The sequence below is a fragment of the Mesorhizobium sp. ISC25 genome, from assembly GCF_042295465.1.
Lineage (GTDB): Bacteria > Pseudomonadota > Alphaproteobacteria > Rhizobiales > Rhizobiaceae > Mesorhizobium.
In genome coordinates this window covers 3,262,679-3,280,118 of sequence record NZ_CP135441.1, presented here as the reverse complement: position 1 = coordinate 3,280,118, position 17,440 = coordinate 3,262,679, and the positions used below count along the sequence as shown (strand labels likewise).

Annotated in this window: 26 protein-coding genes and 1 pseudogene; 19 read left to right on the top strand and 8 right to left on the bottom strand. The window is 63.0% G+C overall.

The genetic code is table 11. The features are described from left to right. Positions 1-47: 47 nt before the first annotated feature. The gene (locus RQ479_RS16455; RefSeq protein ID WP_376701842.1) at positions 48-1,304 is read left to right on the top strand and encodes an RNA polymerase sigma factor; all 1,257 of its coding nucleotides are present in this window, start codon (positions 48-50) and stop codon (positions 1,302-1,304) included. Between the two features lie 86 nt (positions 1,305-1,390). Here the strand turns inward: RQ479_RS16455 and RQ479_RS16450 are convergent, their stop codons facing one another. The 4 genes and pseudogenes from RQ479_RS16450 to RQ479_RS16435 form a co-directional block, all read right to left on the bottom strand. Beyond that, positions 1,391-1,798, bottom strand: coding sequence for a PIN domain-containing protein (locus RQ479_RS16450; protein WP_292654409.1), 408 nt, complete (start codon positions 1,796-1,798; stop codon positions 1,391-1,393). Then, on the bottom strand, positions 1,788-2,018 hold the full coding sequence (locus tag RQ479_RS16445) for an AbrB/MazE/SpoVT family DNA-binding domain-containing protein (protein ID WP_023676182.1): 231 nt from the start codon (positions 2,016-2,018) through the stop codon (positions 1,788-1,790). The genes RQ479_RS16450 and RQ479_RS16445 overlap by 11 nt, the downstream gene beginning before the upstream one ends. A gap of 122 nt (positions 2,019-2,140) precedes the next feature. Beyond that, positions 2,141-2,567: pseudogene (locus RQ479_RS16440) on the bottom strand (type II toxin-antitoxin system VapC family toxin). Beyond that, positions 2,567-2,809, bottom strand: coding sequence for a type II toxin-antitoxin system Phd/YefM family antitoxin (locus RQ479_RS16435; RefSeq protein WP_376701841.1), 243 nt, complete (start codon positions 2,807-2,809; stop codon positions 2,567-2,569). The pseudogene RQ479_RS16440 and the gene RQ479_RS16435 overlap by 1 nt, the downstream one beginning before the upstream one ends. Before the next feature lie 193 nt (positions 2,810-3,002). On the opposite strand from RQ479_RS16435, the gene RQ479_RS16430 reads away from it, so the two are divergent. The 6 genes from RQ479_RS16430 to RQ479_RS16405 all read left to right on the top strand — a co-directional run bounded on the left by RQ479_RS16430 (position 3,003) and on the right by RQ479_RS16405 (position 5,481). Beyond that, the gene (locus RQ479_RS16430; RefSeq protein WP_023716560.1) at positions 3,003-3,326 is read left to right on the top strand and encodes a helix-turn-helix transcriptional regulator; all 324 of its coding nucleotides are present in this window, start codon (positions 3,003-3,005) and stop codon (positions 3,324-3,326) included. Then, positions 3,323-3,733, top strand: a complete 411-nt coding sequence (locus RQ479_RS16425; RefSeq protein ID WP_376701840.1) for an SRPBCC domain-containing protein — start codon at positions 3,323-3,325, stop codon at positions 3,731-3,733. The genes RQ479_RS16430 and RQ479_RS16425 overlap by 4 nt, the downstream gene beginning before the upstream one ends. Positions 3,734-3,807: 74 nt before the next feature. After that, positions 3,808-4,200 (top strand): VOC family protein, encoded by a 393-nt coding sequence (locus RQ479_RS16420; protein ID WP_352516462.1) that lies wholly within the window; start codon positions 3,808-3,810, stop codon positions 4,198-4,200. Positions 4,201-4,285: 85 nt separating this feature from the next. Then, positions 4,286-4,516 (top strand): hypothetical protein, encoded by a 231-nt coding sequence (locus RQ479_RS16415; protein WP_352468028.1) that lies wholly within the window; start codon positions 4,286-4,288, stop codon positions 4,514-4,516. A 4-nt stretch (positions 4,517-4,520) separates the two neighbouring features. Next, on the top strand, positions 4,521-4,991 hold the full coding sequence (locus RQ479_RS16410) for a DUF1801 domain-containing protein (protein ID WP_376701839.1): 471 nt from the start codon (positions 4,521-4,523) through the stop codon (positions 4,989-4,991). Between the two features lie 91 nt (positions 4,992-5,082). After that, complete coding sequence (locus RQ479_RS16405) at positions 5,083-5,481, top strand: DUF1801 domain-containing protein (RefSeq protein ID WP_376705956.1); 399 nt, start codon at positions 5,083-5,085, stop codon at positions 5,479-5,481. Here the strand turns inward: RQ479_RS16405 and RQ479_RS16400 are convergent, their stop codons facing one another. Next, complete coding sequence (locus RQ479_RS16400; RefSeq protein WP_376701838.1) at positions 5,482-6,390, bottom strand: dihydrodipicolinate synthase family protein; 909 nt, start codon at positions 6,388-6,390, stop codon at positions 5,482-5,484. A gap of 265 nt (positions 6,391-6,655) precedes the next feature. Here RQ479_RS16400 and RQ479_RS16395 point away from each other — a divergent pair, with 265 nt between their 5' ends. The 6 genes from RQ479_RS16395 (at position 6,656) to RQ479_RS16370 (ending at position 12,396) form a co-directional block, all read left to right on the top strand. Continuing rightward, a complete protein-coding gene (locus RQ479_RS16395) occupies positions 6,656-7,753 on the top strand; it encodes a Gfo/Idh/MocA family protein (protein ID WP_376701837.1) in 1,098 nt (365 codons plus the stop codon). A gap of 11 nt (positions 7,754-7,764) precedes the next feature. Beyond that, positions 7,765-8,424, top strand: a complete 660-nt coding sequence (locus tag RQ479_RS16390; protein ID WP_376701836.1) for a ThuA domain-containing protein — start codon at positions 7,765-7,767, stop codon at positions 8,422-8,424. A gap of 150 nt (positions 8,425-8,574) precedes the next feature. Beyond that, the gene (uxuA, locus tag RQ479_RS16385) at positions 8,575-9,774 is read left to right on the top strand and encodes a mannonate dehydratase (RefSeq protein ID WP_376701835.1); all 1,200 of its coding nucleotides are present in this window, start codon (positions 8,575-8,577) and stop codon (positions 9,772-9,774) included. Continuing rightward, entirely contained in the window at positions 9,771-10,682 is a 912-nt protein-coding gene (locus RQ479_RS16380; RefSeq protein ID WP_376701834.1) for a PfkB family carbohydrate kinase, read from the top strand. Before uxuA ends, RQ479_RS16380 begins: the two co-directional genes overlap by 4 nt. Before the next feature lie 99 nt (positions 10,683-10,781). Continuing rightward, a complete protein-coding gene (locus RQ479_RS16375) occupies positions 10,782-11,564 on the top strand; it encodes an SDR family NAD(P)-dependent oxidoreductase (RefSeq protein WP_376701832.1) in 783 nt (260 codons plus the stop codon). A 70-nt stretch (positions 11,565-11,634) separates the two neighbouring features. Continuing rightward, complete coding sequence (locus RQ479_RS16370; RefSeq protein WP_292657547.1) at positions 11,635-12,396, top strand: GntR family transcriptional regulator; 762 nt, start codon at positions 11,635-11,637, stop codon at positions 12,394-12,396. On the opposite strand, the gene RQ479_RS16365 is transcribed toward RQ479_RS16370, so the two are convergent. The 3 genes from RQ479_RS16365 to RQ479_RS16355 are packed head-to-tail and all read right to left on the bottom strand — an operon-like array spanning position 12,382 to position 12,926. Then, positions 12,382-12,570 carry a hypothetical protein gene (locus RQ479_RS16365; protein WP_376701831.1) on the bottom strand — a complete coding sequence of 63 codons (189 nt, stop codon included), beginning with the start codon at positions 12,568-12,570 and terminating at the stop codon, positions 12,382-12,384. The two genes, RQ479_RS16370 and RQ479_RS16365, sit on opposite strands and share 15 nt — an antisense overlap. Before the next feature lie 8 nt (positions 12,571-12,578). Beyond that, a complete protein-coding gene (locus RQ479_RS16360; RefSeq protein WP_292657551.1) occupies positions 12,579-12,707 on the bottom strand; it encodes a hypothetical protein in 129 nt (42 codons plus the stop codon). 6 nt (positions 12,708-12,713) lie between these two features. Next, positions 12,714-12,926: a DUF2934 domain-containing protein gene (locus RQ479_RS16355; RefSeq protein WP_376701830.1), complete on the bottom strand. Its 213-nt coding sequence runs from the start codon at positions 12,924-12,926 to the stop codon at positions 12,714-12,716. Between the two features lie 218 nt (positions 12,927-13,144). Here RQ479_RS16355 and RQ479_RS16350 point away from each other — a divergent pair, with 218 nt between their 5' ends. The 6 genes from RQ479_RS16350 to RQ479_RS16325 are packed head-to-tail and all read left to right on the top strand — an operon-like array spanning position 13,145 to position 17,254. After that, entirely contained in the window at positions 13,145-13,543 is a 399-nt protein-coding gene (locus RQ479_RS16350; RefSeq protein ID WP_292657556.1) for a hypothetical protein, read from the top strand. After that, the gene (locus RQ479_RS16345) at positions 13,540-14,760 is read left to right on the top strand and encodes an NRAMP family divalent metal transporter (protein ID WP_376701829.1); all 1,221 of its coding nucleotides are present in this window, start codon (positions 13,540-13,542) and stop codon (positions 14,758-14,760) included. The genes RQ479_RS16350 and RQ479_RS16345 overlap by 4 nt, the downstream gene beginning before the upstream one ends. After that, positions 14,760-15,122 carry a hypothetical protein gene (locus tag RQ479_RS16340; protein WP_376701828.1) on the top strand — a complete coding sequence of 121 codons (363 nt, stop codon included), beginning with the start codon at positions 14,760-14,762 and terminating at the stop codon, positions 15,120-15,122. The genes RQ479_RS16345 and RQ479_RS16340 overlap by 1 nt, the downstream gene beginning before the upstream one ends. Next, positions 15,122-15,460 (top strand): hypothetical protein, encoded by a 339-nt coding sequence (locus RQ479_RS16335; RefSeq protein ID WP_376701827.1) that lies wholly within the window; start codon positions 15,122-15,124, stop codon positions 15,458-15,460. The genes RQ479_RS16340 and RQ479_RS16335 overlap by 1 nt, the downstream gene beginning before the upstream one ends. Before the next feature lie 34 nt (positions 15,461-15,494). Beyond that, positions 15,495-16,781, top strand: coding sequence for an SDR family oxidoreductase (locus RQ479_RS16330; protein WP_376701826.1), 1,287 nt, complete (start codon positions 15,495-15,497; stop codon positions 16,779-16,781). Further along, a complete protein-coding gene (locus RQ479_RS16325) occupies positions 16,781-17,254 on the top strand; it encodes a DUF2269 family protein (RefSeq protein WP_376701825.1) in 474 nt (157 codons plus the stop codon). The genes RQ479_RS16330 and RQ479_RS16325 overlap by 1 nt, the downstream gene beginning before the upstream one ends. Positions 17,255-17,440: the final 186 nt, after the last annotated feature.

Here is a 17,440-nt window from a genome sequence, read left to right as displayed (position 1 = left end):
GGCCGCAACCTGCCTGCCTCCATTATGGCTTTGGCCGACAAGGCAGCATGACTGCAGGCGAGACGCAGCAGGCGATCGAGGCGATTTTTCGCATTGAACGGGCCCGGCTCATCGCGGGCCTGGCCCGCCTCGTGCGTAATGTCGATCTTGCAGAGGAACTGGTGCAGGACGCCCTCGTCATAGCCCTATCCGAATGGTCCAGGACCGGCGTTCCGGCCAATCCCGGCGCTTGGCTGATGACGGTCGCCAAACGCCGCGCCATCGACGCGATCCGTCGCGACAAGATGCGCGAGCGCAAGCATGAGGAGATCGCGCGGGAGCTGGACGGCGAGTGCGACGGTACGGCCGAGGGAAACGAAATGGCCATGAACGACGATCTTGGCGACGAGTTGCTGGGCCTCATCTTCACAGCCTGTCACCCCATACTTTCGGCCGACGCCCGCGCGGCGCTCACGCTGCGCGTCATCGGCGGCCTAACGACGGACGAGATCGCCCGTGCTTTCCTGTCGAGCGAGGTGACGATCGCCCAGCGCATCGTCCGCGCGAAGAAGACGATCGGAAAGGCCGGGCTCAGCTTCGAGGTGCCGCGCGGCGCCGAGCGTGCGGCGCGTCTGTCCTCGGTGCTGGAGGTCATCTATCTCATCTTCAATGAAGGCTATGCTGCCACGGCCGGCGACGACCTTGTCCGGCCGGGCCTGTGCGTGGAGGCACAACGGCTGGGCCGCATGCTGGCGGGGCTGATGCCCGAGGATGCCGAGGTGTTCGGGCTGCTGGCTCTGATGGAAATCCAGGCGTCGCGCCTGCCCGCACGCATCGGGCCGGACGGCGCCCTCTTGACCCTGACCGAGCAAAACCGCGCACGCTGGGACCAACTGCTGATCCGCCGAGGCCTTGACGCGCTGGCCCGCGCCGAAGCTCTCGGGGGCGATGGCCCCTATGCGTTACAAGCCGCGCTTGCAGCCTGCCATGCGCGGGCGCGCAGTCCGGCCGATACCGATTGGCCCCGCATCGCAGCGCTCTACGACCGGCTGCGAGCAGTGATGCCATCGCCGGTGGTCGATCTCAATCGAGCGGTCGCCCACAGCATGGCTTTCGGGCCCGAAGCGGGCCTGCGGCTGGTGGACGAGATTGCCGACGCCGCCGCCCTGCGCAATTATGCGCCATTGCCAGCCGCGAGGGGCGATTTTCTGTTTCGGGCCGGCCGGCTGGCCGAGGCCCGCGCCGAATTCGAGGCTGCGGCCAAGCTCACCCGCAACGTACGCGAGGCGGCCTTTCTCCTCGCCCGCGCAGACGCTTGTGGTTGACAGCATCGCTCTCCGTGCCGAAGCGCGGCTCGGCAAGGCCGAAAGCCGCCAGTTCGCTCCCGGCCAGCTCCCTTCAATGAGCTCGATCAACTCGCAACGCGAAAGGGATTAACGATGCGCAAGCCTTCCTCGAGCGCCATTGCGTGCTGCATGTCCTCTGACCAAAGTGTGTCGCAGCCAGCGTGAATCGCTGCGGAGGCGATCATCGCGTCATAGGTGGAAAGGCCGTACCGCTCGGCGAGCCTCAATCCTGTTTCGTGGGTCTCGAGCGTGAGCGGATGAACCGTCAACAGGCCGCGCAGCATGGTCAGCAGCGCATGCGTGTCGTCCCATGACATTTGCATCTTCCGACGCGCGACATTGGTGAGTTCGTTGAGAACCTGCACGCTGATCGCCCCGCCAGCAGCGATAACCGCCTCGGCCCGATCCGCCTTCGCCGTATCGCCTGACGCGATATAAAGAAGGACATTGGTATCGAAAAAACTAACGGGCATTCGCCTCGTCCCGATCGAATTTGAAGTCAGCGGGAAGCCGACCGCGGAAGGCGCGGAGACGCTTCAGCAACTCCTCGCGCCCGGGCTTCCGCGCAACGCCAAGCTGGCGGGCGTCAGCGACATGGATTTCGATCTCATCACCTTCCCTGAGTTCAAGCGCTTCGACCACAGCGGCGGGAAGGCGGACCGCAAGACTATTTCCCCATTTGGCAACCTGCATGTCACTGCCTCTGCTGGATATACGATGGAAAAAATGTATATCCAGAAGGCGTCAAGGTCAAGGATCGCAGCCAATCGGTTTTCGCAGCTTGGGGTATGTTCATTTTGGGGGAGAGGCCTTGATCATGCCAGCAACTGCGTCGGTACGCCGAGAATCGGTCCTGCCTCGACGAGCCGCTGGTCGAGGGTCCACACCGTGGCGCCATGCTCCGATGCCGCCGCGAGGTGCAGGGCGTCGCCAGCACGAAGCCCGAGCATATGCTGATCGGCGAATTTCGCGGCGACCCGAAAATACCCGCCCGTCACCGGCAGCACGGTGAAGCTCTCAGCGACCAGCTTATTGAACAATCGCGAGCGCTGCTGCGCGCTGCTCCAGGTCGATCTGTCCGGTCCGAAGCTTGATCGTCATGGCGGAGGACATCTCGATGATGGTCAAGTCGCTGATCACAAGTTGCGCTGGGTCCTGCTCCGCCAGCCAGCCCTGAACGCGCGCGGTCATGGCTTCGTTGGATAGCGCCGCGACGATCAGCGAAGTATCGAGATAGAGCATCAATAGCGATCGCCATCTCGCATCGATCGCACCAGATCGGCGGCAGCCTGAGCCTGCAGAGGCATGGTTGCGGTCAGGGATTGGAGCAGGACGGCGTCGATCCGTTTGCGAGGGCGGTCCACGGCCGTGAGCCTAGCGACCGGCTTGCCACGCCGGGTGATGTCGATCGAATCTCCAGCCTCGACCCGGTCGACGAGCTCACTCAGATGTGCCTTGGCGTCCGCCAGATTGACCGCGTCCATCTCAGCTCCTGACCATGTAGATGGTCATGTAGCGCATTACGCGTGACAATTCCGGTGCAGAGTACGGTGAATGAGCAACCGGCTGCGTGAGCGAAGCAGGTGACCTGCAACGAGAATTGCGCCGCTTCCCGCTTGACTCATGCATATCCCGGTGGTTATACATCGATCAATAGCCGAAGGGTTATCGATCTCAATGCCAAACGCTCACGATGTGCTCTTCAGAACGCTTGCTGATCCGACTCGGCGCGCTATTTTTGAGCGACTGTGTCGCGAAGGAGAGCAGACGGTCGGGGCTCTGACGGCTCAGGCCGGGATCTCGCAACCGGCCGTGTCAAAACATCTCGGCGTTTTGAGGCAGGCCGGGCTCGTGCGCGACCGCCATGCAGGGCGACAGACCCATTATAGCGCGCAGCTTGCTGCGCTTGCCCCCCTGATCGACTGGACAAGCCAGATGACCGGGTTCTGGCAGAGCCGGTTCGACGACCTCGAAGACCTGCTCAAAAGGATGGACCAGTGAACGAAATGGCGACCGAAACGCTCTCCGTCATTGTCGAACGGGAAATCGCTTATCCGCCCGAGAAGATCTGGCGCGCGCTCACGCAACCACACTTGATCGAGGAGTGGCTCATGAAAAATGACTTCAAACCTGTCGCGAACCACCGCTTCAATCTTCACGCAGACTGGGGCTCTGTCGAGTGTCAGGTGCAGACGGTCGAGCCGAACAGAACGCTGACTTACACGTGGGATACCAAGGATCTCAAGAGTGTCGTCTCCTGGACCCTCACCCCCACGAGCACCGGAGCCCGCTTGCGCATGGAACAGTCGGGCTTCCGGCCGGATCAGCAGCCTTACTTCCGGGGTGCCAAAGTCGGCTGGCCGAGATTCTTTGACGATCTGGAGCAGGTTCTGGCTCGGACGGACTGAGATCCGCGGGCGCTATTCAAGCAGGGACTCTGTTACAGAGCGGCAGTTGGCGGGGCGATAATGGAGGCAAGGCAATGAAGATCAAGTTGACAAAAGTATACGTGGATGACCAGGAAAAGGCTCTGGGTTTCTACACCGAAACGCTTGGCTTTGCGAAAAAGGCCGATTTCAGCAATGGGCCGTTTCGTTGGCTGACCGTCGCATCACCCGACGAGCCGGACGGGACCGAGCTGCAACTCGCGCTCAATGACAACCCGGCCGCAAAGGCCTACCAGAAAGCCATTTTCCAGCAGGGCCAGCCCGCGGTCATGTTCTTCACCGATAACGTCAAGAGCGATTACGAGCGCATCAAAGCGCGCGGCGCCGAGTTCACGATGCCGCCGACCGAGGTAACCGGCTCGACCATCGCCCAGCTGAACGACAACTGCGGCAATCTCGTTCAAATCACCCAGCTGGCACGCCGGTAAAGCACGCGTTCGGTGGCGTGGCTGCCCGGCGAGAGCCGCCAAACGGGCCGCCGATCCGCTCGGTTCGTCTTCAGAGGAGGTCTCAATGGATTGGAACAAATGGGTTCGGCAGATCCACCGCTGGCTGTCGATTATCTTTGCGGCGGTCGTCGCCGCCATCTTCATCAGCCTGGGAGTAGGCAAGGAACCCGCCTACTGGGTGTACCTCTTGCCGCTGTTTCCACTCGGCTTGCTCCTGCTTACCGGACTGTACATGTTCGTGCTGCCTTACGCGCCCAAGTGGCGCAGCGCAGGGGGCACCGGCGCATTGGAGTGAACGCATGGCCGACAAGACGTCCATCAAGTCAGCGGCGGTCGCGAAGAAGCCCGCCGCCAAGCGTGCAGCCGCCAAGCCGGTCCTCCTCGCAGGCGGCAACCCGCAGATCCCGAAGGGTCATGGTGACGCTCCTGTGCAGGCCTACATCGCGGCCATGCCGGGCTGGAAACGCGATGTCGGGCGCCGCCTCGACGCACTCATCGAGCGCAACGTTCCCAACCTGCGCAAGGCCGTCAAATGGAACTCGCCCTTCTATGGCGTAGAGGGCCAAAGCTGGTTCCTCAACTTCCATTGCTTCACAAAGTACATCAAGCTGGCTTTCTTCCGCGGCGCGTCGCTGCGTCCCGTCCCACCCGGCGAGTCCAAGCACAAGGACGTGCGCTACCTCGACATCCGCGAGGACGACCAGCTCGACGAAGCTCAACTCACCGACTGGGTACAGCAAGCCAGCCAGTTGCCTGGCGAGCGAATGTGAGTGGAATGCCAGTCATCCCCGCAAACCTGGTGCCGACCAGCGGTATTCATGTGACGGGCGAGCGGCAACAACCCAAGGGAAAGCGACAATGATGATGAAGAGTGGCTCTATGGAAGGAAATGCAGAGAGCTCTCCCTCTCAGCTGATCGATGCGAGGATCAGTGAGCTGGGCGATTGGCGAGGCAAGACGCTTTCCCATGTCCGCGCTCTCGTCAAGCAGACTGACCCGGAAGTGGTCGAGGAGTGGAAGTGGCGAGGCGTTCCGGTGTGGTCGCACGCCGGAATAATCTGCACCGGCGAGACCTACAAGAACGTCGTGAAAGTGACCTTCGCAAAGGGCGCCTCCCTGCCGGACCCTTCAGGCTTATTCAACTCCAGCCTCGAAGGCAACACCAGGCGCGCCATCGATATCCGTGAGGGCGAAGACATAGATGAGAATGCGTTCAAGGCGCTGATACGCGCTGCTGCCGCCCTGAACACGGCCCGATAGTCAGCTCCGGCCGATATGGTCGGCTAGCTGGCCGAGAAGGGCGAGCAAAGCTTCGCCGGTGGCTTGCGTCGCGTTCTCATGCGGTGCGCGCAGGTTCAGCCAGCGTCTGTCGCCGGACCGTACCGCCAGCACTGCCTTCATCGCGGCGATGAGGCCGGCGTCCTGGATGATTTTGCGGAATGCCTTGATGGCGGCGTCCGCGTCGGTAGTGTCCTCTCCCGCCAGCGCTGCGTCGTAGAGGGCCCGGATCGCTGCGGCATTCAGATTGACTGTCGCCGAGATGCAGCCGGCAGCACCGTTGGCGAGGCCTTTCGTCAGCTGTGCTTCCGAGCTCGGGAACACCGCGACCCTTGGGGCTGCCGCAATCACCGCCGCGGTGTTGTTCCAATCGCCGGCGCTGTCCTTGTAAGCCACCACGACATCCGGAAACGCTTCGCTCAACCGGGCAGTCAGCGCCGGGCTCACCGCCACGCCGGAATTCTGCGGGATATGGTAGAGGATCATTCTCATCGCCGGGTTCGCCACCCGTCCGATCAGCTCGCTGTAGTAGCGGGCCTGGCCGTTGTCGCCGGCGGCCGTATAGAAGAACGACGGCAGCACCATCACCCCTGCACAGCCGAGACCGACCGCATGCGCCGTCAGCTCGACGGTTTCGGCAAGTGCTGTGACACCGGTGCCGGGCATCAGACGGCCCGGCGAAATGCCGGCCTCGACCAGCCACTCCAGCGCTTGCATGCGCTCGCGCAACGAGACGGACAACGCCTCGCCTGTCGTGCCGAACGGTGACAGGAAATGCGCTCCCTGATCCAGCACCCACTTGGCGTGTGATATCCAGAGGTCGCGGGCAATGCGGCCGTCGTTTTCGAACGGCGTCAGGATCGGTGCGATGGTTCCTTGTGGGCGGATCATGTGCGTCCTTCTACGGGTGAAAATCGGTGCTGTGCTCAAAGCCGGCATCAAGAATGTCGAGCAAACTACATGAAGCAATGTTGCTGAGTACCGGCCGTTCGATCTCGAAAGCAAGCGCCTCGCGCATGGGCGCGCGATTGTGATCGAGCGGCGGTTCTGAGGCTCTCGAGGTATATCCTTGTCACGGGATAACGTCGTCTGGCTGAAAGGGGGGTGACAAACGAGTTCTGCTGTTTCATCAATGCCGCCTTTTGAGGAGAAGCCCATGCGGAGGATCGGTGTCGGCATTATCGGCTGCGGCAACATTTCGGATGCCTATCTGAAGGCGTCGCCACAATTTCCGGTGCTCGACATTGTCGGCGTCGCCGACATCAATCGGACGGCGGCCGAGGCCAAGGCAGCGGCCTACGGCCTGGCTGCCATGCCGGTCGACGCGCTGTTGGCCGATCCGCGCGTCGAGATCGTGCTCAATCTGACGACGCCGCAGCATCATGTGCCGGTCGGCTTGCAGGCTGTCGGACAAGGCAAGCACGTCTATTCGGAGAAGCCGCTGGCAACGACGCTCAGCGACGCCGAGCGGCTCGTCGCGGCCGCGCGCGAAAAGGGCGTGCGTGTCGGCTGCGCACCCGACACCTTTCTTGGCGGCTCCCACCAGACGGCGCGGCGGCTGGTCGATGAGGATACGGTTGGCACCATTGTCGCCGGCTCTGCCTTCATGCAGGTGCCCGGCCACGAGCTCTGGCATCCCAATCCGGATTTCTACTATCAGCCCGGCGGTGGGCCGATGCTCGACATGGGACCGTACTATCTGACCTGCCTGGTCAATCTTCTGGGTCCGGCAAAATCGGTGACCGGGCAGGCGAAGTCATCATATGCCACCCGCACCGTCGGTTCTGGACCGCGCCAGGGCGAAACAATCCAGGTCGAGGTGCCGACCCATATTTCCGGCCTGCTCGCATTCGAGAATGGCGCGGCGGTGTCGATCACCACCAGCTTCGACGTCTGGAAGCATGAACACAATCACATCGAACTTTACGGAACCACCGGCTCGATGATCGTCTCCGATCCCAATCAGTTCCAGGGCGACATCAGGACCAGCCTGCGCAAGGGCGACTGGACGGTGGCCGATCAGATCCATTCTTATGGCGACGGCAATTACCGGGGCCTCGGCCTTGCCGACATGGCGCAGGCGATCGTCTCCGGCAGGCAGCACCGTGCTAGTCTCGATCTTTCCCTCCATGTCCTGGAAATCATGGAATCGATCATCTCTTCAGCAGAGATAGGGCAGCGTATCGACCTGAGATATGGCTGCGCCCGGCCGGCGCCGATGCGCGCCGACCTGCCTTTCGGAATTCTGGAATAGGGAATAATGCGATGAGCAAGACGGCACTGATTTTCTGGGGCGGCTGGGAAGGTCACACCCCGGCCCGAAGCGCCGAAATCGTCAAGGAGATGCTGGCCGGCAACGGCTTCGACGTGCAGCTGGAGCAGGGGACTTCGGCGCTTGCCGATCCGCAGCTGGGCAAGCTCGATCTCATTGTCCCGGTGATCACCATGTCGACGATCGAAAAGCCGGAGCTGCAAAACCTGACCAGCGCCGTCGGGGCCGGCACCGGCCTTGCGGGCTTTCACGGCACGATGTGCGACAGCTTCCGCAACGAGCCGGAATACCAGTTCATGACCGGCGGCCAGTGGGTCGCCCATCCCGGCAACATCATCGACTATCACGTCGACATCACCAGGCCAGACGATCCAGTCATGCAGGGCATCGACGGCTTCGCCTACCGTTCAGAGCAGTATTACATGCATGTCGATCCGACCAACGAGGTGCTGGCGACGACTACTTTCACCGGCGAGCATCTCGATTTCATCGCCGGCGTCGTCATGCCGGTTGTCTGGAAGCGCCGCTACGGCAAGGGCCGCGTCTTTTACAGCGCGCTCGGCCACACCGCTGACGAGTTCACCGTGCCACAAATGCGCACGATGTTCGAACGCGGCGCGATTTGGGCCGGCCGAAACGCGGATCTTGCGTAGCCGTTCAATCTGAACGCCACGTATCGTTGTAATCTTTCAAAGAGCGGCCGCCCGAACGCCGACACAGGCACTGGACTGCGGGCAATTGACTGCCATGGTAGCATCCAATACACTAGCGGTCCCTCGGAGAATTCCACAGCTGGAGGTCGAATGGAGCAGACGTGGCGATGGTTTGGCCCGAGCGACGCGGCAACGCTTGCCCATGCAAGGCAGGCCGGCGCGACCGGCATCGTGACGGCATTGCACGACATCCCTTACGGCGAAGTCTGGCCGATCGACGCCATCAGGCAGCGCCAGGCGCTGATCGAGGCGGATCCGGCGATGGGCCTGAAATGGAGCGTCGTCGAGAGCGTCCCCGTGCACGAGGATATCAAGCTCGGCCGCGGCGATCTCGACCGGCTCTACGACAATTTCAGGCAGACCTTACGCAATCTCGGTGCCTGCGGTGTGCGCACGGTCTGCTACAACTTCATGCTGATCCTCGACTGGACCCGGACCGACCTGGCTGCGCCGCTGTCGGGCGGCGGACGGGCGCTCCGCATGAACATGCACGAGCTTGCCGCCTTCGATTGCTACATGCTGCAGCGCAAGGGATCGGAGCGCGACTATGCGTCCGATGTTCTCCAGCGGGCGAGCGAATGGTTCGAGACGACGTTGGGTGCGTCAAAAGAGCGTCTGCTTGCCAACATCATGGCCGGCCTGCCGGGCGCTTTCAAGCGCTACGACATAGCGGAATTGCGCGAAGTGGTGGCCGAGCAGTCGAGCCTGTCGCACGACCGGCTGCGCGAGAATCTCGTCCGCTTCTTGCAAAACGTACTGCCGGCCGCCGAAGAGGCAGGCGTCACGCTGGCGATCCATCCGGACGATCCGCCGCGCGATCTCGTCGGCCTGTGCCGGATCGTCAAGAACGCCGACGACATCGCCTTTATCCTGGACGCGGTGCCATCGGCCAATAGCGGCCTCACCTTGTGCACGGGGTCGCTGGGCGCCAACCCGGCCAATGACGTGCCCGCCATCGCCAGGCGCTTTGCGCACAAGATCAACTTCGTGCATCTGCGCAACGTCAGCAAGGATCCGGACGGCTCGTTCATGGAATCCGAGCATCTGAGCGGCGATGTCGACATGGTGTCGGTGGTCTCGATCTTGCTCGACGAGCAGCAACGCCGCCGCGACGCCGGCGAACAGGCGGCGCTGCTGCCGTTTCGCCCGGATCATGGCCACGAGCTGATCGATGACGCTGCGCGGCACACCCATCCCGGCTACCCCGTGATCGGCCGTCTTCGCGGCCTTGCCGAATTGAGAGGCGTGATGATGGCGATTGCCCATCAGCGCGGCTACCGGCTGCAATGACGGCACCCCGCCTGCTCTGCGTCGGCGCGCTCACTTACGACACGATCTTGCGCCTCGATGTCCTGCCCTCCGGCGCCGGCAAGTTCCTGCCAACCGAGGCCGTGCAGATCGCGGCCGGCATGGCGGCAAGCGCCGCCGCGTCGGCCAGCCGCCAGGGCGGGCAGGTCTGGCTATGGGCAAGCGTCGGCGACGATGCCGTCGGCCGCGATGTCATCGGCCAGATGGAGGCGGAGCGGGTCGACTGTTCGCTGGTGCGCAGGGTTGAAGGTGGCCGCTCGGCCATTGCCACGATCCTGGTCGATGCCGCCGGCGAGCGTATGATCGTACCGTTCTACGATGCCGTCACGCAAGCCGATCCGGACCGTCTTCCGCCGGCGGATTTTTCCCGCTTCGACGCCGTGCTGGTTGATGTCCGCTGGCCCGGAGCCGCCGCCCTGGCGCTGGCGAAAGCTCGTGAATACGGCATTCCGGCGGTCCTTGACGCCGATGTCGCGTCGCGACCAGTGCTCGACCGGCTGCTGCCGCTCGCATCGCATGTTGTTGCTTCGCTGCCGGCGGCACGCATCCTTTGCGGTCCGGAGATATCCGCCGATTCCGCCGTCGCCATTCTCGGCGAACGGACCGGCGCCTTCATGGCCGTCACCGATGGGGCGAACGGCACCGCGTTCCGGCACCCGGGCAGCAACGTCCGTCATCTGCCGTCGCCGCGGGTCGAAGCCGTCGACACACTGGCGGCAGGCGACGTGTTTCACGGCACCTTCGCCCTCGGTCTGGCCGAAGGTTGGGACGAAGAGCGGGCCATAGCAGTGGCCAGCGCCGCCGCCGCCCTGAAATGCCTGCGCTTTGGCGGACGTCTTGGCGCACCGACGCGTGCGGAAACGCTGGCTTTCATGGAACGATCGGCATGATGCCGGACACGCTTGGGCCGGCTCCGCGGAAAAGAGCGCGTCAAATGGCGCCGATGGACTACCATGGTAATCGATCGGCCACTGTTCTTGGGAGGATAAATGGCTGAATTCAAAAAACGCGCACTGGTCACCGGGGCGGCCATGGGCATCGGCCGTGCCGTCGCTGAAAGGCTGGCCGAGCAAGGCGTCGATCTGATCCTGTTCGACCGGGCGGGCGATCAGCTGGATGAGGTCGCGGCGCAGCTTTCGGCGCGCGGCGTGACCGTGCGCACCGTGCTTGGCTCAACCGCCGACACTGAAGCCTGCGGCCGCGCCGTCGAGCTTGCCCGGTCCGCGTTAGGCGGGCTCGACATGCTTTCCCACAATGCCGGCATCCAGCGTTACGGAACGGTGGAGACCACGGATGAGGCGCTTTGGGACGAGGTGATGAACGTCAACCTCAAGGCTGCCTATCTGCTGTCGCGCGCGGCGATGCCGCTGCTGCGGCAAAGCCGCGGTGCCATCGTCCATATGAGCTCGGTGCAGGGCCTGGCCAGCCAGGAAGGGGTTCTGGCCTACAGTACGGCCAAGCACGGCCTGATCGGCCTGGTAAAATCGATGGCCGTCGACTATGCGCCGCTCGGCGTGCGCGTCAATGCCGTCGCTCCGGGAGCCGTCGACACACCGATGCTGCGGGATGCGGTCAAGCTCAACGATAAGCCCGACGAGATCCTGCGCATCCTCGACGACATGCATCCGCTCGGCCGTACCGCCCGGCCGCAAGAGATTGCCGCAGTCGTTGCCTTCCTGCTGTCCGACGATGCCTCCTTCGTCACCGGCGAGGTCGTGCGCGTCGATGGCGGGCTGCTGGCGCGCATCGGCGGTTCTCCGCGCAAGGAGTAATGCCGGCGCTGCTGCTTGCGCAGGCATTTCATGAACGGCTTGAAACTGCAGAGGCTTAAGGGGATTGCCGATGGCAGGGCTTTTGGGAATGCGGACCATCACTGAGGGGCGGTTGGGCGAAACCGGCCCCGGCGCGTCGGTCGCGGCGAGGACGTTCGAGGTTCTGCTCGACCAGATCCTGACCTTCCGCCTGAAGCCGCACGAGCTGATTTCTGAAAAGGCGATGTCGGAAGCCCTTGGCGTGAGCCGCACGCCGGTCAGGGAGGCGCTCGCCCGGCTGGCCGGTCTTGGCCTGATCGACATCTATCCGCAGCGCGGCAGCATGGTGGCGCCGCTCCGGATCGCCGATCTTGAGAAATCGCAGTTCCTGCGCGAATCGCTCGAAGTCGGCCTGATCAAGCGCGCGGTCGAGAACCCGCGCCGTGCCGACCTGCTTGCCATGCTCAAAGGCGAACTGGCGGTCCAGGAGACGTTCGCCTCCATCGCGGACGACAGGCGCTTCTTCAGGTCGGACGAGCTGTTCCACCAGCACATCGCCAGCCATGCCGGGTTCCCCGGCATCTGGGCCGACATCAGCGCGGCGAAGCTGCACATGGACCGCTTCCGCTTCCTGTCTTTTCCGCGCCTCGACAGCATGTCGGTGGTCCTCGGCCAGCATCGGCGGATTGTCGATGCGCTCGAGCAGGCCGACGCGCTTGCGGCGGAAGAGGCGATGCGAACGCATCTTCGCCGCATCTTCGAGGTGCTCGAAATCGTCCAGGAGCGCTATCCCCATTATTTCGAGGCAAACGGCAGTGTGAGCCCGCCGTCGGCCGGCTCAATCCAAGCCTGAGCCTTTCTTGCGCGCTTCCAAAGGCGTCTTGGTCTTGCTGCCGGACTTGTCGGAAGCTGGCTCGGCTTTGCGATTTTGACCCTCGCCGCCTTGCTCCTTGCGGAGCTGCTTTTCCACTATCGATCGCGATCCTTCCGCCGGGTCTTGTTCAGGATGAGTATCGGTTCCCGTCATGTCGGCTCCTATCCATTTTGATCAATTGCGTGCGGCGTGGGCTGACCTGCGCCGCCGGTTCTGTCGCGCCCGAGCATCAGCCAGGCGGCGAACAGCACGACCAGTACGACCACGATCCAGGCGACGAGACGAGGCATCGGGCCTCACTTCCCCCGCCGCTTGCTGCCGCGTGCCTCCTGATCGGAGCCGGCCTCGACCGTTGGATCGGGCACGACCGGGCCGCGTTCGGCCTCGGAACCCTCAGCTTCGATCTCCTGCACGGCCTGATCCCAATGTTCGCGCTCGCGTCCTTGCGGACGGCCTTCGCGCTCCCAGATCTCATGGGCTCGCTGCCTGATACGCTCTTCCCTGTCCATGCCTTTGCCTCCTCATCCCCTAATCCGGCGATCGCTGGTTTGTTCCGCCCTGCCAGCGCCGTTCATCGCGGTTCGGTTGACCTGATCACCCAGCGCTCTAGATCAAACTTCGCGCCGAAGTCGTTTGGTGCGGGGAGAACAATCGTGTGGCAGCAACGCTACAAGCACGTATTGTAAATGCCGTTACAGCCGTCGGCCTTCGACCAGACCGCCTGTGCTTGCTGCTGATAATGTTTGTCCTGACGGCATGCTCGCCTTCCGACCAGGTCGAGCAGCAGTCGAAAACCGCGGCTTCCGCCACACAGACTGCATCGCTGGTCCTGGAGAGCTGGATCGCTGGGGGAGCCCCGTCGGAATACACGTCGCGCACTTTGCAATCGGTCGGGAAGGCGCTCGCCGATGCCGGTGCGCAAATCCAGTCCGTCAAGTCGCCTGAGCCCAGCGGGCAAGCCGGTCTGACGATGGCGGTTGGACGGCTTTCGGCAGCGGTAATTCGCGCGGCGACGGCCGTGCAGAACGGTAACCGCTCGGAAGTGGAACATGCGCAGCAGGATCTTCGGGCCGCCGCCGCCGATCTGGGCACGTCCTACGCGAAATATTTCGCGCCGAAATCATGAAGAAGCTGCTCGAAATATCGCTCGGCGTCGTCACCAGCGTTGGCGGCTTTCTTGAGGTCGGATCAATGGCGACCGCAGCTCAGGCCGGCGCGGCGTTCAGGTTCCAGCTGATTTGGGCCGTCGTCCTTGGCACGATCTGCATCATCTTCCTGGTCGAGATGGCCGGCCGGTTCGCCGCCGTTAGCCATCACACCATCGCCGACGGGATCCGGGAACGGTTTGGCTTCAATGCCTTTCTGTGGCCGTTGCTTGCGGCCTTGCTGGTCAACTTCCTGGTCATGGCAGCCGAAATCGGCGGTGTTGCCATTGCGCTCGAGCTCGCCACCGGCATCGGCTTTCAGTGGTGGGCGCTGCCAGTCGCGTTTCTGGCATGGCTGTTCCTTTGGAAAGGCACGTTCGGATTCATCGAAAAAGGCGTCGCAATCCTCGGGCTGGTCACGCTGTGCTTCGTGGTTGGCGCAGTCATGCTGAAGCCCGATTGGGGGCAGGTCGCGGCCGGGGCCGTGCCCACACTGCCGGATCACGACGCGGCCAGCTACTGGTTCATGGCGGTCAGCATTCTTGGTGCGTCGATCTCGCCCTATCTGTTCATGTTCTATTCGTCGGGAGCGATCGAGGACGAGTGGGACAAGAGCTATCTCGGAGCCAATCGGGCCATTGCCGGCTTGGGCATGAGTTTTGGCGGCACAATCGCTATCGGTGTGCTGATTGTGGCGGCGCTGGTGCTGGCCGCGCACGGCATAGAGCAGGTCGATGACTACCACCAACTGCCACTGATGCTGATTCCGATCTTCGGTTTCTGGGGATTTGTCCTGTTCGTTGCTTCACTAGGCATTGCCTGCTTCGGTGCCGCGCTCGAAATCGGCCTGCAGCAAGCCTACCTTGTGGCGCAGGGTTTCGGCTGGACCTGGGGCGAGGACCTGAAACCGCGCGATGATCCCGGCTTCAGCACCGTCTACACAATCTCGCTCTTTCTCGCCGCCATTCCGATCGCACTGGGTCTCGATCCGCTGAAGCTCACCATTTTTTCCATGGCGCTGACGGCGGCCAGCCTGCCGCTGACCGTGGTGCCGTTCCTCTTCCTGCTGAATGACGAGCGTTATGTCGGCGAGCACCGCAATGGCATGATCGCGAATGCCGCGGTCATCTTCATCATCGCGCTGGGTTTCGTGCTCGCGATCGTGACCATTCCTTTGCAGATATTCGGAGGCACGTGATGGAGTTGCTGCGCGACATCCTGGACAAGCAAGTGGTCGACCGCGAGCAGGTCAAGATCGGCAAGGTAGACGGGCTGGTGGCCGAGCTCAGGCCAGGCAAGCCGCCTAAAATCGTTGCGGTCGAGCTCGGTTCGATCACGCTGGCGCGTCGGCTTGGCGAGCGACCCGGGCGCTGGATGGCGCGGGTTGCGGCAAAGCTCGGCGGCAAGCGCCATGCCGAGCCGCACCGCATTGCCTGGAACAAGGTGCGCGACATCGGCGTCGACATCGAGTTCGATATCGACGTCCGCGAAACGGCGATTTTCGACTGGCAGGACTGGCTGCGCGATCATGTCATTGGGCGTATTCCGGGAGCTGGATGATGGCCACCGTCAATCTCGAGCAATTGGCTGGCAGGAATGTGCTTTCGCTGCGCGGCAAAAGCATCGGCCGTATCGAGGAGCTACGCGCCGAACCGGATGGCGACGACCTGGTAATTACCGAGTACCATGTCGGCATCTACGCGGCCTTCGAGCGTCTGTCCGCTTCGGCCATCGGCATTGCGGTCCTCGACGCCTTTCGACTGCGCAGTCGTGACAGCATGTACCGCATTCCCTGGGACAAGCTCGACATCTCCGACCCAGCGCAGCCGCGGTTGTTGTGCACGAAGGAAGAACTTTCCGGTATGAAGGAGAGTATCGAGGGCGATAAACCGGAATGAACGATACTTTCCCGCCGTCGGAGAATGGGGTCCAGTGAAAGTCCTGGTTACCGGCGCCACCGGCCTGATCGGTGCCTCCGTCGTCGCACGCCTTCTTTCCGAAAGGCATGAGGTGATCGGATTGGTCCGCAGCCCCGGCGCAAACCGGGCCGGCAATTACCAATTGCTGGTGCTGGACATGGCGGTGGCGCTGCAGCCCGAAGACTGGTTGCCGCATCTCAGGGGTGTCGACGCCGTCGTGAATTGTGTCGGCGTTCTGCAGGACAGCCCCCGCGAAAAGACGCGCGAAGTCCATCGCGATGCGGCGGCCGCACTCTTTCTCGCCTGTGCGCTGGCAGGGGTTGCCCGGGTGATCCACTTCTCGGCGATAGGCGTCGATCGGGCGCAGCCTTCGACGTTCTCGGCGACGAAACTGGCCGGCGACCAGGCGCTTATGGCGCTTGATCTGGATTGGGTGGTCCTGCGCCCGTCCGTGGTGCTCGGCCGGCCGGTCTTCGGAGCCAGCGCATTGTTTCGGGGTCTCGCTTCGCTGCCAGTGCTGCCGTCCATGCCCGGCACCGGCCGGCTCCAGGTGGTACTACTCGATGACGTGGTCTCAACCGTCGTCTTCCTTCTCGATCCCGCCAGTCCGTCTCGCGTCGTGCTGGAACTTGTCGGTCCCGAACAGCTGAGCATGGACGAGGTCGTCGGCAGTTATCGCCGATGGCTCGGTTGGGCTCCGGCAGCCAGGTTTGTCTTGCCGGCGGCTGTTGCAAGGCTTCTCTACCGCCTCGGCGACCTTTCCGCGATGTTCGGCTGGCGTCCTCCGATGCGCACCAACGCGGCCAGAGAGATCGCCCGAGGAGCGGTTGGAGATCCCTCGGACTGGACCGCCGCGACCGGCATACGCCCGCAAACCCTGGCGGGCTTCCTCGCGCTCAATCCGGCAACGGTGCAGGAAAAATGGTTTGCCCGGCTGTACTTCATCAAGCCGGCGATCTTCGTCGTCCTGCCCGTCTTCTGGATCATGACGGGAATTGTGTCGCTGACCACCGGCTACGTCAGCGGCGTCGATCTGATGAAAAGCACGGGGGCCGGCATCTTGTCGGTGCCGACCGTGATAGCCGGTGCCCTTGCCGACATCGTCATCGGCGCGCTCACAGCCTGGCGGCCGGCGACGCGAAAAGGCCTCTATGGCGGCATCGCGCTCTCGCTCTTCTACCTGGCCGTCGGAAGTTTCCTGCGCCCAGAGCTGTGGAACGAACCGCTTGGGCCGTTCCTCAAGGTGTTGCCGATCCTGGTCATGCACTTTGTGGCCTTGGCGGTGCTGGAGGAGCGTTGATGCTCTATTTCTTGCTGAAATTTCTGCATGTCATCGGCGCATCCGTGCTGCTTGGCACCGGCGCCGGCATCGCTTTCTTCATGCTGCTCGCCCACAGGACCGGCAATGTCGCGACGGTTGCGGCGGTGGCGCGTATCGTCGTCGTCGCCGACTTCCTTTTCACAGCGACGGCCGTGGTCGCGCAACCTTTGACGGGAGCCGCGCTCGCCTGGCAGGCAGGCTACTCGCTGTCGGAGGGCTGGATCGTACTTTCGATCGCGCTCTATATCTTCACCGGAATGTTCTGGCTCCCGGTCGTCTGGATGCAAATGGAGATGCGCAAGCTGGCATCGCAAGCCGCCGCTGGAGGCGCACCGTTGCCGGCGCGCTATCACCGGCTTTTCTGGATGTGGTTCGCATTCGGCTTCCCCGCCTTCGCCGCGGTACTCGGGATTTTCTGGCTGATGATCGCGCGGCCTGCGATCGAATGGTAGGTCGCAGGCAGGTCCCCCTGCGATAATGCCCAGTCAAAGCACTGCGGAAAAATTCCGGCCAATGCAGCGCGAATATCTGCCGGAGCGGACCTGCGCCTCGACCTGCAAGTCGCACCGGAGTCCGGTCCCGTATCATTTCCAACCGCGCGCTCACCGCCATCGGCACAGGACAAGATCCCGTCTCGA

Bases quoted from the DNA above. Each gene is read 5' to 3' on its own strand.
- RQ479_RS16395 (WP_376701837.1), top strand. From the start codon at position 6,656: ATGCGGAGGATCGGTGTCGGCATTATCGGCTGCGGCAACATTTCGGAT.
- RQ479_RS16420 (WP_352516462.1), top strand. From the start codon at position 3,808: ATGAAGATCAAGTTGACAAAAGTATACGTGGATGACCAGGAAAAGGCT.
- RQ479_RS16405 (WP_376705956.1), top strand. From the start codon at position 5,083: ATGATGAAGAGTGGCTCTATGGAAGGAAATGCAGAGAGCTCTCCCTCT.
- uxuA (WP_376701835.1), top strand. From the start codon at position 8,575: ATGGAGCAGACGTGGCGATGGTTTGGCCCGAGCGACGCGGCAACGCTT.
- RQ479_RS16380 (WP_376701834.1), top strand. From the start codon at position 9,771: ATGACGGCACCCCGCCTGCTCTGCGTCGGCGCGCTCACTTACGACACG.
- RQ479_RS16365 (WP_376701831.1), bottom strand. From the start codon at position 12,570: ATGACGGGAACCGATACTCATCCTGAACAAGACCCGGCGGAAGGATCG.
- RQ479_RS16355 (WP_376701830.1), bottom strand. From the start codon at position 12,926: ATGGACAGGGAAGAGCGTATCAGGCAGCGAGCCCATGAGATCTGGGAG.
- RQ479_RS16340 (WP_376701828.1), top strand. From the start codon at position 14,760: ATGGAGTTGCTGCGCGACATCCTGGACAAGCAAGTGGTCGACCGCGAG.
- RQ479_RS16415 (WP_352468028.1), top strand. From the start codon at position 4,286: ATGGATTGGAACAAATGGGTTCGGCAGATCCACCGCTGGCTGTCGATT.
- RQ479_RS16455 (WP_376701842.1), top strand. From the start codon at position 48: ATGACTGCAGGCGAGACGCAGCAGGCGATCGAGGCGATTTTTCGCATT.
- RQ479_RS16375 (WP_376701832.1), top strand. From the start codon at position 10,782: ATGGCTGAATTCAAAAAACGCGCACTGGTCACCGGGGCGGCCATGGGC.
- RQ479_RS16435 (WP_376701841.1), bottom strand. From the start codon at position 2,809: ATGGACGCGGTCAATCTGGCGGACGCCAAGGCACATCTGAGTGAGCTC.
- RQ479_RS16450 (WP_292654409.1), bottom strand. From the start codon at position 1,798: ATGCCCGTTAGTTTTTTCGATACCAATGTCCTTCTTTATATCGCGTCA.
- RQ479_RS16345 (WP_376701829.1), top strand. From the start codon at position 13,540: ATGAAGAAGCTGCTCGAAATATCGCTCGGCGTCGTCACCAGCGTTGGC.
- RQ479_RS16390 (WP_376701836.1), top strand. From the start codon at position 7,765: ATGAGCAAGACGGCACTGATTTTCTGGGGCGGCTGGGAAGGTCACACC.
- RQ479_RS16445 (WP_023676182.1), bottom strand. From the start codon at position 2,018: ATGCAGGTTGCCAAATGGGGAAATAGTCTTGCGGTCCGCCTTCCCGCC.
- RQ479_RS16410 (WP_376701839.1), top strand. From the start codon at position 4,521: ATGGCCGACAAGACGTCCATCAAGTCAGCGGCGGTCGCGAAGAAGCCC.
- RQ479_RS16325 (WP_376701825.1), top strand. From the start codon at position 16,781: ATGCTCTATTTCTTGCTGAAATTTCTGCATGTCATCGGCGCATCCGTG.
- RQ479_RS16335 (WP_376701827.1), top strand. From the start codon at position 15,122: ATGGCCACCGTCAATCTCGAGCAATTGGCTGGCAGGAATGTGCTTTCG.
- RQ479_RS16430 (WP_023716560.1), top strand. From the start codon at position 3,003: ATGCCAAACGCTCACGATGTGCTCTTCAGAACGCTTGCTGATCCGACT.
- RQ479_RS16400 (WP_376701838.1), bottom strand. From the start codon at position 6,390: ATGATCCGCCCACAAGGAACCATCGCACCGATCCTGACGCCGTTCGAA.
- RQ479_RS16360 (WP_292657551.1), bottom strand. From the start codon at position 12,707: ATGCCTCGTCTCGTCGCCTGGATCGTGGTCGTACTGGTCGTGCTGTTC.
- RQ479_RS16370 (WP_292657547.1), top strand. From the start codon at position 11,635: ATGGCAGGGCTTTTGGGAATGCGGACCATCACTGAGGGGCGGTTGGGC.